The 13,714-nt window shown below is 59.8% G+C and carries 12 protein-coding genes and 1 tRNA gene; 7 read left to right on the top strand and 6 right to left on the bottom strand.

Going from position 1 to position 13,714, the window contains the following annotated elements; translation table 11 throughout:
- Positions 1 to 17 precede the first annotated feature (17 nt).
- Positions 18 to 101, bottom strand: a tRNA-Leu gene (locus tag ACN0SD_RS16245).
- 49 nt (positions 102 to 150) lie between these two features.
- Entirely contained in the window at positions 151 to 1,014 is an 864-nt protein-coding gene (locus ACN0SD_RS16240) for a neutral zinc metallopeptidase (RefSeq protein ID WP_417809272.1), read from the bottom strand.
- A gap of 133 nt (positions 1,015 to 1,147) precedes the next feature.
- On the opposite strand from ACN0SD_RS16240, the gene ACN0SD_RS16235 reads away from it, so the two are divergent.
- From ACN0SD_RS16235 to gluQRS, 6 genes are all read left to right on the top strand, one after another.
- Positions 1,148 to 1,726 (top strand): YqaA family protein, encoded by a 579-nt coding sequence (locus ACN0SD_RS16235; RefSeq protein WP_295533695.1) that lies wholly within the window; start codon positions 1,148 to 1,150, stop codon positions 1,724 to 1,726.
- Positions 1,726 to 2,211, top strand: coding sequence for a disulfide bond formation protein B (locus tag ACN0SD_RS16230; RefSeq protein ID WP_417809271.1), 486 nt, complete (start codon positions 1,726 to 1,728; stop codon positions 2,209 to 2,211). Before ACN0SD_RS16235 ends, ACN0SD_RS16230 begins: the two co-directional genes overlap by 1 nt.
- 196 nt (positions 2,212 to 2,407) lie before the next feature.
- A complete protein-coding gene (gene gyrA, locus ACN0SD_RS16225; RefSeq protein ID WP_417809270.1) occupies positions 2,408 to 5,182 on the top strand; it encodes a DNA gyrase subunit A in 2,775 nt (924 codons plus the stop codon).
- Between the two features lie 49 nt (positions 5,183 to 5,231).
- Positions 5,232 to 5,942 carry a hypothetical protein gene (locus ACN0SD_RS16220; RefSeq protein ID WP_417809269.1) on the top strand — a complete coding sequence of 237 codons (711 nt, stop codon included), beginning with the start codon at positions 5,232 to 5,234 and terminating at the stop codon, positions 5,940 to 5,942.
- Positions 5,943 to 6,022: 80 nt separating this feature from the next.
- Positions 6,023 to 7,363 carry a methylenetetrahydrofolate--tRNA-(uracil(54)-C(5))-methyltransferase (FADH(2)-oxidizing) TrmFO gene (gene trmFO / locus ACN0SD_RS16215; RefSeq protein WP_417809268.1) on the top strand — a complete coding sequence of 447 codons (1,341 nt, stop codon included), beginning with the start codon at positions 6,023 to 6,025 and terminating at the stop codon, positions 7,361 to 7,363.
- A 1-nt stretch (position 7,364) separates the two neighbouring features.
- Entirely contained in the window at positions 7,365 to 8,201 is an 837-nt protein-coding gene (gene gluQRS / locus ACN0SD_RS16210; protein WP_417809267.1) for a tRNA glutamyl-Q(34) synthetase GluQRS, read from the top strand.
- Positions 8,202 to 8,204: 3 nt separating this feature from the next.
- Here gluQRS and hisI read toward each other — a convergent pair whose 3' ends face one another.
- Positions 8,205 to 8,567, bottom strand: a complete 363-nt coding sequence (gene hisI / locus ACN0SD_RS16205) for a phosphoribosyl-AMP cyclohydrolase (RefSeq protein ID WP_417809266.1) — start codon at positions 8,565 to 8,567, stop codon at positions 8,205 to 8,207.
- Positions 8,568 to 8,628: 61 nt separating this feature from the next.
- Between hisI and ACN0SD_RS16200 the strand changes: the two genes are divergently transcribed.
- Positions 8,629 to 9,066 (top strand): iron-sulfur cluster assembly scaffold protein, encoded by a 438-nt coding sequence (locus ACN0SD_RS16200; protein WP_417809265.1) that lies wholly within the window; start codon positions 8,629 to 8,631, stop codon positions 9,064 to 9,066.
- Positions 9,067 to 9,236: 170 nt separating this feature from the next.
- Here ACN0SD_RS16200 and ACN0SD_RS16195 read toward each other — a convergent pair whose 3' ends face one another.
- From ACN0SD_RS16195 to ligA, 3 genes are all read right to left on the bottom strand, one after another.
- Positions 9,237 to 9,359 carry a hypothetical protein gene (locus tag ACN0SD_RS16195; protein WP_417809264.1) on the bottom strand — a complete coding sequence of 41 codons (123 nt, stop codon included), beginning with the start codon at positions 9,357 to 9,359 and terminating at the stop codon, positions 9,237 to 9,239.
- A 106-nt stretch (positions 9,360 to 9,465) separates the two neighbouring features.
- Positions 9,466 to 11,556, bottom strand: a complete 2,091-nt coding sequence (gene recG, locus ACN0SD_RS16190; RefSeq protein ID WP_417809263.1) for an ATP-dependent DNA helicase RecG — start codon at positions 11,554 to 11,556, stop codon at positions 9,466 to 9,468.
- Positions 11,553 to 13,676 (bottom strand): NAD-dependent DNA ligase LigA, encoded by a 2,124-nt coding sequence (gene ligA, locus ACN0SD_RS16185; RefSeq protein WP_417809262.1) that lies wholly within the window; start codon positions 13,674 to 13,676, stop codon positions 11,553 to 11,555. Before ligA ends, recG begins: the two co-directional genes overlap by 4 nt.
- Between the last annotated feature and the right edge of the window lie 38 nt (positions 13,677 to 13,714).

The following is a 13,714-nucleotide window of genomic DNA, read 5'->3' as shown; positions in this document are numbered from 1 at the left end:
AAGAAAAGGGGCTGGGCTGGTGCCCGAGGCGAGACTCGAACTCGCACGACTTGCGTCGGCGGATTTTGAATCCGCTGCGTCTACCATTCCGCCACTCGGGCCCAGTGCGCTTCCTCTAGCGAAACCGTACGACTATGACAAGCGCTTCGATCACAGATTTCGCACAGAAAATGTGTCGCACTGACGTAGGTCACCACTCTGGTAGCCCTGCTGGAACCAGCGCTGGCGCTGCACCGAAGAACCATGGGTGAAACTGTCGGGCATAACCGCCCTGCCCGCCTCGCGTTGTAAGGTGTCGTCCCCGATCCGTGCAGCCGCATTCATCGCCTCGGCAATGTCAGCCGGTTCAATCGTGCCGATCTCGTCTTGCGCGGCGCGCGCCCATATTCCGGCGAAACAATCGGCCTGCAATTCGATGCGAACGGAAAGGGCGTTGGATTGCGCCGCAGAGCTTTGCGCGCGCAGATCGTTGACCTTGCCCAAAATGCCCAGTTCGTCCTGCACATGGTGGGCAACCTCATGGGCCACGACATAGGCGGCGGCAAAATCGCCCTTGGCGCCAAGCTGCTGGCTAAGCGTATCAAAGAACGCGGTGTCGAGATAAACGCGCGTATCAGCAGGACAGTAAAACGGCCCCGTCGCGCCACTGGCATTGCCACAAGCGGACCGCGTGACCCCACTATAAAGAACCAGCGTCACCGGGTGATAGGTCTGGCGAAGTTGCTGCGTAAATATCCCCTGCCAGACTTCTTCGGTATCGGCCAAGGTAACGGACACGAAATCGCCCATCGATTTTTCACGCTCGCTCAGCGGCCCGCTTTGCTGCGTGACTGGGCCTTGCTGCGTGCCATCCAACAAAGGCGTCAGATCTACGCCAAGGAAATAGCCCACAACCACAATCGCCAATACGCCCAGCCCGCCCCCGCCAAGACGCACTGTCTTGCTGCCCGACATCCGCGATTGCCCGCGCCGGTCCTCGATATTGCGGCTGCCGCGCCGCCCTCGCCATTGCATTGCCCTGATCTCCCGTCAAACTTTGGGTGTAGATTAGCGTGATCACACGCGAGTGAACAGCACTGGCGCGCTTGACCTTGCGCGCGCGCGCAGGCACGAAGCGGATCAGCAAAGGCAATCGAGGCCAAAATAAATGATCCGGCGTATCTATGACTGGACGATGGCCAAGGCGAGCCATCCCAAAGCAATGTGGTTTCTCGCCATCACCGCCTTTGTTGAGGCTTCGGTCTTTCCGATTCCCCCCGATGTGCTGATGATTCCGATGATCCTTGCAACGCCATGGCGGGCTTGGAAAATTGCGCTGGTCGCGACGGCGGGCTCGGTGGCGGGGGGCTGTCTGGGCTATCTGATCGGCTATGGGTTCATGGATGTGATCGGCCAACCGATCTTGCAGTTTTACGGCAAGGCGCAAAGTTTCGACGAGCTGGCCCTGCGATTTAACGAAATGGGCGGCTGGGCGGTGCTGATCGCGGGCGTGACGCCGTTCCCCTACAAGGTTATCACGATCTTTTCTGGGGCAACCCACCTGTCTCCGCCACTATTCTTGGGCGTGTCGGTGCTCGCACGCTCGCTGCGCTTTTTCATCCTTGCAGGCTTGCTGTGGAAATTTGGCGCACCAATTAAGACCTTCATCGAGCGCTGGCTCGGCCTTCTGTTCACCCTGTTCGTCGTGTTGTTGATCGGCGGCTTTTACCTGTTGAAGTATATCTGATGAGAGATCCCTTCCCGCCCCGAATGCTGATCGGGTACGCCGCCGCTGGCTCGGCCTTTGTTCTGGCCGGCGCGCTGATGTTTCAGGCGATGGGCTATGCGCCGTGTCACCTGTGCATCTGGCAGCGCTGGCCGCATCTGGTTGCTGTTGTGATCGGGCTCGCGATCCTTGCATTCCGCCTGCCCGCTTGGACGGCCTTGTTGGGGATGCTGGCGGCGCTGACGACCTCAGGGCTTGGCTTTTATCATTCCGGCGTCGAGCGTCATATTTTCGCAGGCCCTTCTGACTGCACCTCGGGCGCGGTAAATAGCACGCTGTCGGCGGCAGATCTGATGGCGCAAATCAACGCCGCGCCCTTGGTGCGCTGCGATGAAATCCCGTGGGAGATATTTGGCGTCACGATGGCAAACCTCAACGCGATCGGCTCGCTTGTACTGGCGGGCATTTGGCTGTGGGCGTTTCTCAAAGCGCGCCGCAGCGCCTGAAAGCAAGACCAGATGCCTCCGGCGGGAGTATTTAGAGCCAGATGAAAGCACGCCCGTTTTTCATCTGGCCATAAATACTCCCCGCGGAGCGTCCCAAAACCGCCCACAGGCGCACCGCTTCTGCCCTTGGCGATTGCACCCGCCGCTTGGGGCGCGTATAACTTGGCACAACAATATCTAGAGCATCGAGGCGCGCGTGACTGACACTCCTGAACCGCCGGACATCGAAGAAGACGGCCCCGAGCGGCCGACCTATCTCGGCCCGACCGTTTCCATCGCACAAGAAATGAAGACCGCCTATCTCGATTACGCGATGAGCGTGATCGTGAGCCGCGCGATTCCCGATCTGCGGGACGGTCTGAAACCGGTTCACCGGCGCATTCTTTACGCAATGCACGAGACCGGCAACACGCATGACAAATCCTATCGCAAATCGGCGCGTCCGGTGGGCGATGTGATGGGTAAATATCACCCCCACGGCGACGCGGCTATTTATGACGCGCTGGTGCGGATGGCGCAGCCATTTTCGATGTCGCTGCCGCTGCTGGACGGTCAGGGCAACTTCGGCTCGATGGATGGCGATAACGCCGCTGCGATGCGCTACACCGAAGTGCGCATGGACAAGCCTGCGGCCGCTCTGCTGGCCGATATCGAAAAAGATACGGTCGATTTTCAGGACAACTACGATGGCAAGGACCGCGAACCCTCGGTTCTGCCCGCGCGCTATCCCAATATGCTCGTCAATGGTGCGGGCGGTATTGCAGTCGGTATGGCGACCAATATCCCCCCTCATAACCTGGGCGAGATTTGCGACGCTACGCTGGCGCTGATCGACAATCCCGACATGTCGGATGAGGCAATCATGGCGATCGTGCCCGCCCCCGATTTTCCGACGGGTGCGCTTATCATGGGTCGGGGCGGCGCGCGCAAAGCCTATCTTGAGGGGCGCGGCTCGGTCATTATTCGCGCCAAGTCGCATATCGAGGAAATCCGCAAAGACCGCTTTGCGATCGTCATCGACGAAGTTCCCTATCAGGTTAACAAAGCCTCGATGATCGAGAAAATGGCCGAACTGGTGCGCGACAAGCGCCTTGAGGGCATTTCCAACATCGCTGATGAATCTGACCGCGTCGGTGTGCGCGTTGTGATTGAGCTGAAACGCGATGCGACGCCTGATGTTGTGCTCAACCAGTTGCATCGCTTTACGCAGATGCAAACCTCGTTTGGCTGCAACATGCTGGCGCTGAATGGCGGCAAACCAGAACAGCTGACGCTGCGCCAATTCCTGAGCTATTTCATTACTTTCCGCGAAGAAGTTGTTGCACGCCGCACCGCGTTCGAACTGCGCAAAGCGCGCGAGCGTAGCCATATTCTTTGCGGTCTTGCCGCTGCCGTCAGCAATGTCGATGAGGTGGTGGCCACGATCCGCGCCTCTACCGATGCGGCCGAGGCGCGCGAAAAGCTGATGACGCGGCGCTGGCCGGCCCATGAGATCCTTGAATATCTCAAGCTGATCGACGATCCGCTGCATCCGGTGAACGATGATGGCACCTATAACCTCTCCGAGGCGCAGGCCCGCGCGATCCTTGAATTGCGCCTGCAACGCCTGACCCAGATCGGCGTCAAGGAAGTCACTGACGAGCTGGCCGAACTGGCCGGTAAAATCCGCGATTTCCTCGCCATCCTCGCCTCGCGTGAACGCATCATGGCGATCATTGCCGACGAGCTACGCGAAGTGAAAGAGCAATTCGCCGTGCCGCGGCGCACCGAGATCATCGATTGGGCGGGCGATCTCGATGACGAAGACCTGATCGAGCGTGAGGACATGGTCGTCACGATCACGCAAGGCGGCTATATCAAACGCACCACCTTGGCCGATTTCCGCACGCAGAAACGCGGTGGCAAGGGGCTGTCGGGCGGCTCGTTGAAAGAGGACGACGCCGTCACGACGCTGTTTGTCGCCAACACTCACACGCCGCTGCTGTTCTTCACGACCGAAGGCATGGTTTACAAGATGAAATGCTGGCAGTTGCCGCTGGGCTCGCGTCAGTCCAAAGGCAAGGCGATTGTGAACATTCTGCCGATCCCGACGGGCGTTTCGATTGCCGCGATTATGCCGGTGGATCGCGCCGAGGAAGACTGGGACGATTTGCAAATCGTCTTTGCGACATCTGCTGGAACTGTGCGCCGTAACCGCTTGTCAGACTTCACAAATGTTATGCGCAACGGCAAGATCGCAATGAAGTTCGAGGATGAGGGTGTGCGCCTAATCAATGCGCGCATCTGTTCCGAGGATGACGACGTGATGCTGTTCACCGCCGGGGGCCGCGCGATCCGTTTTGCGGTGCCTGACGTGCGGGTGTTCAACTCGCGCAACTCGGTTGGTGTGCGCGGCATTCGTCTGCGCCCTGACGATGAGGTCGTCTCGATGTCGGTGATCCGCCACTTTGAGGCCGAACCGTGGGAACGCGTTGCCTTCATCAAGCGGTTCCGCGCAGAGATGGGCAGCGAAGAGGCCGCCGAGACCGAGGTTGATGGTGAAGAAGAGCCCGTTGAAAATGGTACCCTATCGGAGGCGCGTTACGCCGAAATGCGCGAGGCGCAGAACCTGATGCTAACCATCGCTGCCAAAGGCGTGGGCAAGATCTCGTCGAGCCACGATTATCCGCTGCGCGGACGTGGTGGTCAGGGCGTCACTGCCTTTGACAAGCGGATGCCCGGCGGCAGGCTCGTGGCCTCCTTCCCGGTCGAGATGAGCGATCAAATCATGCTGGCCACCTCAACAGGTCAATCGATCCGGTGCCCGGTGCAAGACATCTCATTCCGCTCGCGTTCGGCTGGCGGGGTGCGCGTCTTTAACACCGCCAAGAACGAAGAGGTCGTCTCGGTCGCGCGCATTGCCGATCAGGGCGATGAGGACGACGTCGAAGGACTCGCCGAACAAGCTGGCGATGAAACAGCAGAAACCTAAACCCGCACCGGGCGGAGAACACGCCCGGGCATTTACCATGAGGCAGAACATGAAACAGTGGATATATGGTGCGGTCGCTGCGTTGGCCGCAAGCACGGCGCTAAACGCGCCAATGGCACAAGCCGCCGAAGTGAGCGGCGCGCAGGTCGGGGTGAGCTATTCAAGCCTGACCGGTTCGGCAAGCGACGCTGATAAGCTTTCGGCCTTCGGCTCGCTGGAGGTCGCCTTCTCGCCCGCGTTTAGCGTGCAAGGCGATATGGCGCTGAACCGCTTTGGCGGGACCAGTGTAAACGGCGGTATGTTCGCGCTGCACGGGGTTTATCGCCCGATGCAAGGCACGGCGGTCGGTGTTTTCGCTGGGCGCGATCGGGTCGACAGCCAGAATGTCGATTTCTACGGTCTCGAGGCCAGCCAGACGCTAAATATGATCGATCTGGAAGGCTATCTTTGGCACACCGAAACCGGGTCGGACGGCACCGCGCTGGGGCTGAGTGGCAGTTATGCTCTCAATGATCGCTTCTCACTTGGCGGGCGTCTGGATGCGTTTAACGGGCGCGGCGATGATTACAACCGGATCGGCGTGACGGCGGATTACAAGCTGGCCTCAAGCTACAGCGTTTACGGCGAAGTCGGGCGCGTTGATGCGCAAGGTGCCGATGCCGAGGGTTATATCGGTCTTGGTGTACGCGCGACGTTCGGGGCCGGACAAGGCACCAGCTTCTCGCAACGCGGACTACAGGATTTGCTGCCCGGCCTCTAAGGGCTAGGCAGGCGAGACAAGAAAAATCTGAAAAGCTGCGCGGATTGCACGCGCAGCTTTTCAATTGTATCAGGCAGATTATGACCCAAGAACTCCACATCGTCGGCGGCGGAATGGCCGGATCAGAAGCGGCCTGGCAGGCGGCCAATGCTGGCGTGCACGTCGTACTGCACGAAATGCGCCCCAAGGTCGAAACCTTTGCTCATCAGACGGGCAATTTTGCGGAAATGGTCTGCTCGAATTCGTTTCGTTCCGATGATGATGAGCGCAATGCCGTTGGCCAATTGCATTGGGAGATGAGCGCGGCGGGTGGACTGATCATGGAAATGGCGCGCAAATATCGCCTTCCGGCGGGTGGTGCATTGGCGGTAGATCGCGAGGCATTCTCGCAATCTGTCACCGAACAGCTGCGCGCGCATGGTAATATTTCCTTTGTTGAAGAAGAAGTTACAACGCTTCCCTCAAGTGGCAACTGGGTCTTTGCTACCGGTCCGCTGACCTCCGCCACGCTTGGCGGCGCGATTGCTGCGGCCTCCGGGGCCGACCGTTTGGCGTTTTTCGATGCCATCGCCCCGATCGTCTATGCCGAAAGCATCGACATGTCCGTGGCGTGGCGACAGTCGCGCTATGACAAGGGCGAGAGCGAGGAAGAGCGCACCGCCTATATCAACTGCCCGATGACTCATGATCAGTATGAGGCCTTCATCGACGCGCTTCTGGCGGCCGAAAAGACCGAGTTCCACGAGGGCGAAACGGCGGGCTATTTCGATGGCTGCCTGCCCATCGAGGTCATGGCCGAACGTGGCCGCGAGACGCTGCGTTTTGGCCCGATGAAGCCCGTTGGGCTGACCAATGATCACGACCCGCAGAACAAACCCTACGCCGTGGTGCAACTGCGTCGCGACAACGCGCTTGGCACGCTTTACAATATCGTCGGCTTTCAAACGAAGATGAAGCATGGTGCGCAAGCCTCTGTTTTTCGGATGATTCCGGGCCTACAAGATGCAAAGTTTGCGCGTCTTGGTGGCATTCACCGCAACACGTTCATCAACTCTCCGACGCTTCTCGATGCCCAGATGCGTCTCAAATCGCACCCGCATCTGCGCTTTGCCGGGCAGATCACTGGTGTCGAGGGTTATGTCGAAAGCACCGCGATGGGGCTGCTGGCGGGTCGGATGGCTGCGGCGGAACTGCAGGGGCGTGAAGTGCCGCCGCCCGGCCCTGACACCGCGATGGGCGCGCTGATCACCCATATCACCGGCGGTGCCGAGGCGAAGACATTTCAGCCAATGAACGTCAATTTCGGGCTGTTCCCGCCGATTGATGCCAAAGGCGGTCGGCGTGGGCGCAAAGACCGCTACAAAGCCTATACAGATCGCGCAAAAGAAACGTTTACTCAATGGCTTGAAGGCCAAACCTAAAGTGATTTCCCGGTTCGCGCCATCGCCCACCGGGCCACTTCATTTAGGTCATGCCTATAGCGCGTTTTTGGCGCATGACATGGCGCGCAAAGCGAGTGGCAAGTTTCTGCTGCGTATCGAGGATATCGACCAAAGCCGCGCGCGCCCGCATTGGGAAGCGCAGATTTACGACGATCTACGCTGGCTTGGGATCACTTGGGACGGGCCTGTGATGCGCCAGTCAGAGCACCTTAGCATCTATCGAGAAACCCTTGATAAACTTTGGCAATCTGGGTTCCTGTATAGCTGCAGCTGCACTAGGCGCGATATTGAAGAGGCCGTAAATGCCCCCCAAGAAGGGGCCGCGTTTGGACCCGACGGGCTGATCTATCCCGGTACCTGCAGAACAAGCGGCGCCCCGCAGTCTGGTCAGTCTTTGCCGGATAAGCCCTTGCGGCTGAACACGCTTCGCGCTGCGCGCCATTGTTCCTTTACCGAACTTTGCAAAGCCCCGGAAGGCACGCAGCAAATCACCCCCGAACAAATGCAGCGGGACGCTGGTGATATCGTGCTGGCGCGGCGCGATATGGGAACCTCCTACCACCTCTCTGTGGTGCTGGATGATGCAGCGCAAGGGGTCACGCATGTCATCCGTGGCGAGGATCTGTTTGAAGCCACAAAAATCCATGTAACGTTGCAAAACCTACTTGAGCTTCCAACGCCAAGTTATTGCCATCATAAGCTTATTCGTGACGAGAACGGAAAACGCTTGGCGAAACGCGACGATGCTCGCGCCATCGCGAAATACCGGGAAGACGGCGCAAGTCCCGCCGATATCCGCCGCATGGTCGGTCTTTAGATGCTAGTCCTCAATCGGCTTGAGAATCTCAACCTCATCGCCATCGCGGATCGCAGTATAAAAACACGAGCGTCGATTGGTGTGACAGGCTGGCCCCACCTGATCGACCAACAACAACAGACAATCGCGGTCACAATCGATCCGCATCTCGCGCAGGGTTTGCACATGCCCCGAGCTTTCTCCCTTAGCCCAAAGTGCATTCCTCGATCTTGACCAATAGGTTACATGGCCTTTTTCAAGTGTGATCGCGATGCTTTTCGCATTCATCCAAGCCATCATTAGCACCTCACCACTCTGGTAATCCTGCGCAATCGCGGGGATCAGACCGTTGGCGTCATAGCGCAGGTTGGCAGGATCAAATGGCATCGGCACTTTCCTTTGGGTTGCACTCCCCCTATCTACCCCGGACGGAGCAAAGGGAAAAGCCATGAGCGACGCCGATCTGATCAAACTCTATTCCCAGCGCATTTTGGCGCTGGCCGCCGATATGCCATTCACCGATCCGCTGGTCGCTCCCGATGCGGTGATGCGCAAGCGCGCGCCGTTATGCGGCTCGACAGTAGAGGTCGCGATCACGCTGCAAGATGGGCGGATCAGCGGTTATAGTCAGACGGTGCACGCCTGCGCGCTCGGTCAAGCCTCGGCGGCGATCTTTGGCGCGCATGTGATCGGGTGTTCGCGCGATCAAGTGGCGCGGCTGCGCGATCAGTTGGCGGCGATGCTCAAAGGTGGGTCCGTTCCAGATGCGCCCTTTGGCGAGTATGAGGTGCTGACAGCCGCGCGCGACTACCCCAATCGCCACGGCTCAATCCTGCTCGCCCCCGAGGCAACGCTCGCGGCATTTGACAGCGCCATCGTGGCCTAACCCCTTCCCCTTTAACCATAAAAAAACCGCCATCCCGGTTAAGGGATGGCGGCGAGTTTGCGCTTTCGGACAGGCAAAACCTTGGGACAGGCGGGCCGCGTTTGCTTGGGACAGGTGCGGCAAAGCAGAAAGCGCGAGGCAGTAACGTCAGAGGCAAAAGAGGCGAAGGATCACAACAGCCCGGGCAAATAAAGCGCGATGAGAAAGCTTACACAAAGCGCGACACCGCCAATGGCGTCTTGCAGCAGCGTGTTCTGGTTTCTTGCGAAAGCAGCTTTGATTTGTTGGGCCATTTGGGTCTCCTTCATCTCTGTTGCTACTTTGTTCTCATATTCTTTACGATGTGTAAAGAACTTTTTGAGAACATTGGAGAACATACGTCAGATTTGAAGGGATTGTTCAGCCAACATTGATCAGACGGATCGCTTGATCTTGCCCCATCAGCCACAAAAGCAGGCGCGCCGCTTGACCGCGCGGTCCGCTTAGATCGGGATCGTCGTGCAACAGCTTGCGCGCGTCAGTTTGTGCAATCGCAAGTAGACCGGCCTGACGCTCCAGATCGGCGATACGAAAGCGCGGCAACCCGGATTGCGCCGTGCCAATCATATCGCCTGCGCCGCGCATCGCGAGATCCTCTTCGGCGATGCGAAACCCATCTTCGGTCTCGCGCAGAATGCGCAAGCGGCGTTCGCCCGTCTCGCTGAGCGGGGATTGATAGATCATCAGACAGGTCGAGGCCGCAGAGCCGCGCCCGACGCGTCCGCGAAGCTGGTGAAGCTGCGCCAGGCCAAAGCTTTCGGCGCGCTCGATCACCATGATTGAGGCGTTAGGCACGTTGACGCCCACCTCAATCACCGTGGTTGCGACCAGAACGGCGGTGCGCCCGGCCACGAAATCCGCCATCGCGGCGTCTTTTTCTGCCGGTGGCATCTGGCCATGCACAAGCCCGACCACGCCCTCGCCCAACTCGGCGCGCAGATGGCGAAACCGATCCTCTGCCGAGGTCAGATCGACGCGCTCGCTTTCCTCGACCAACGGGCAAACCCAGTAGGCTTGACGGCCCTCGGCCACGGCACGGCGCAGATGCGCCACCACCTCGTCAAGCCGTTCCGAGGCAATCAGCGCGGTCGTGATTGGCTGGCGGCCGGGTGGCTTTTCATCCAGCAAGCTCACATCCATATCGCCATATTGCGCCAGCGCCAGCGAGCGCGGGATCGGCGTCGCGGTCATCACCAAACTATCAACCGCCTGCCCCTTGCTGGCCAGTTCCATCCGCTGCGCCACGCCGAAACGGTGTTGTTCATCGGTGACGGCAAGGCGAAGATCATGGAAAACAACGTCTTTTTGGAACACCGCATGCGTGCCCACCAGTATCGCGATTTTGCCCCGCGCGAGATCGGCAAGCTTGCGTGCGCGCTCAGCCCCTTTGTCACGCCCAGTTAATAAATCAAGGCGAATGCCCGCCGCCTGTGCCAAGAGGGCGAGCCCCTCAAGATGCTGGCGCGCAAGGATTTCTGTGGGTGCCATCATTACGCCCTGCCCGCCTGCCTCGACCGCCGTCAGCAGCGCCATGAACGCTACCAACGTCTTGCCCGAGCCGACATCGCCCTGCAAAAGCCGGTTCATCCGACGCGTTGAGGCCAAATCACCAACAATCTCAGCAATCGCGCGGGTCTGCGCATTGGTCGGGTTATATGGCAGCGATTCCAATACCTTGCGCGTCAGAACGCCGGTACCCTGCGTGACCCGCCCCGGTTTGCGGCGCGCCTGTCTGCGCGCAAGGGCGAGCGTCAATTGATGCGCAAACAACTCATCATAGGCCAGACGCGCGCGCGCGGGCGCGGTTGACATTACGTCGGCCACCCCCTCGGGCGCATGCGCGTCACGCAGCGCCGCGTTCCAATCGGGCCAGCCCTCGCGCGCCTTCAGCGCTGGGTCGACCCATTCCGTCATCTGCGGCGCAAGGGCGCACGCGGATTGCGCCGCCTTGGTCATCAGCTTTTGACTAATCCCTGCAGTCAGCGGATAAACTGGCTCAAAACGTGCGATTTCATCGGCTTGATCGGGGGGCAGCATGTGATCGGGATGCACGATCTGCGCCATGCCATCGTAAATCTCAAGCTTGCCCGACACAACGCGGCGCGCGCCCACCGGCAAATGCCGCGCCAACCAGTCGCCGCGCGCATGAAAAAAGATCAGCGTCACGTCGATTTCAGCGTCATGGCACAGCACCCGGTCGGGCAGCCCCCGACGGCGCGCCGGGCTGTGGCTATCAATGGTCAGTTCGACCGTCACCACGCTACCGGCTGGCACGCCTTGCACAGTCTTGACGGGGCGGCGATCGATCACCGAATGGGGTAGCGTGAACAGCAGATCGCGCGGCACGGTTATGCCCATCGGCGCAAAAGATTTCGCCGTCTTTTCCCCGATCCCGGCCAGCGTTTCGAGCCCCGCAAACAGCGGAAACAGCGCCTCGGGGCGCCCGCTCATGTGCCCTCCGCAAGCGCGATCCAGGCGTTTTCGTCAATCACGCGGATACCCAGATCAGCCGCCTTTTTGGCCTTCGATCCTGCGCCGGGGCCCGCGACCAAGATGTCGGTTTTCGCACTGACGGACCCTGCCACCTTGGCACCTAAACTTTCGGCGCGCGCCTTGGCCTCGGCCCGTGTCATGCGCTCCAAAGAGCCGGTGAAAACAACGGTAAGGCCCGAAATTTCGCTGTCAGATTTTGGCTTTTCGGCCTCTTGCACGTCAAGATGGGCAACGAGGCGGTCGATGGACGCACGTTCAGCTTCTTGGTGGAAGGTCGCTATCACCGAGGTCGCCAGCGTCGCCCCCACCCCGTCAATCGAGAGCAAATCCTCCCACTCAGCGCCCTGCCCGATCTCGGCCTGCGTCATCGCGGATTCGAACGCCTGCCATGTGCCGTAATGGGTCGCCAAAAGGCCCGCGCTGGTGTCGCCCACATGGCGAATGCCAAGTGCGTAAATAAGCCGCGCGAGGGGGATTCTGCGCTTTTGCGCGATGGCGTCAAACAGTTTGAGCGCGGATTTTTCGCCCCAACCCTCGCGGTTTTTAAGCTGTTGCAGGCCTTGGCCGTAGCGTTCCTCGAGGGTGAAAATGTCGGCGGGTTCGCGGATCCAGCCGTCTTCGTAAAACGCCTCAACCTGCTTGGCGCCCATGCCATCGATGTCAAAAGCCGCGCGAGAAACGAAATGTTTCAGCTTTTCGACCGCCTGCGCAGGGCAGATCAGACCGCCGGTGCAGCGGCGCACGGAATCGCCCTCCTCGCGGATGGCATCCGACCCACAGCGCGGGCATTTCGTCGGAAATTCAAATGGCTGCGAGTCCTCTGGGCGTTGGCTCAGATCGACATCGGCGATTTTCGGAATCACATCCCCGGCGCGGTAAACCTGCACCAAATCGCCGACGCGAATATCGCGCCCTTCGCGGATCGGCGCGCCGTGACTGTCGCGCCCGGCGATGTAATCCTCGTTATGCAGGGTCGCGTTGGACACCACCACACCGCCGACCGTGACCGGCGCAAGACGCGCCACGGGGCTCAGCGCGCCGGTGCGCCCGACTTGAATTTCTATCGCCTCAAGCCGGGTCCAAGCCAGTTCGGCGGGGAATTTATGCGCGATTGCCCACCGCGGCGTGGTCGAGCGAAACCCTAGGCGACGCTGCAGTGCAAGATCGTTCACCTTGTAGACCACGCCGTCGATATCATAGCCGAGGTCGGCGCGCATCGCCTCAATCTGGTGATAGTGATCCAGCATCTCGGACGGGCCGTTACAAAGCGTTGTCAGCGGGTTGGTCTGAAACCCCAGCGCGGCGAGGTGGTCAATCGCCCCCTTTTGCGTGTCGGCCAGCGCCTCCGAAACCTCACCCCACGCATAGGCAAAAAATTTCAGCGGGCGCGCGGCGGTGATGCGCGCATCCAACTGGCGCAATGATCCGGCGGCCGCGTTGCGCGGGTTGGCGAAAGCCTTATCGCCTTTTTCCAAAGCGCGGGTATTGAGCGCCTCGAAATCGGCATGCGCCATGTAAACCTCGCCGCGCACCTCAAGAATGTCAGGCGCGCCGTTCAGGTGGTGCGGGATATCCGCAATCGTGCGCGCATTTTCTGTGACGTTTTCACCCACGGTCCCATCGCCGCGCGTCGCGGCATAGACCAGTTCGCCTTGTTCATAGCGGATCGACAGCGACAGCCCATCGATTTTCGGTTCAGCCGTGTAGGCCAGCGCGGCATCCGGCCCGAGCCCCAGAAAACTACGAATCGAGTCGTCGAATTCGCCCACATCCTCATCCGAGAACGCGTTGGACAGACTCATCATGCGCTGCGCATGGGTGATCTTTCCGAAGCCCTCGGCCAACGCTGCGCCGACTTTTTCAGTGGGGCTATTGGCGGATTTCAGATCAGGAAAGCGCGCCTCGATTGCGGCAAGGCGGCGCTTTAACCCGTCATACTCCGCATCCGAAATTTCGGGCGCGTCCTGCGTGTGGTAGGCTGCGTTGGCCGCCTCGATCTGTGCGATCAGATTAGGCAGTTCTGCCTTGGCGTTTGCACGCGTCAATTCATCGGTCGAGATATTAGTCTGATCGGCCATGAAAAACCCCCTCGGTTCGACCCAAGGTTTAGGGCCGC

Origin of the sequence: Thioclava sp. (genome assembly GCF_048263065.1) — a bacterium.
Lineage (GTDB): Bacteria > Pseudomonadota > Alphaproteobacteria > Rhodobacterales > Rhodobacteraceae > Thioclava.
Note: the sequence above shows the minus strand (reverse complement) of the source record. Positions and strands in the feature narration are given on the sequence as shown.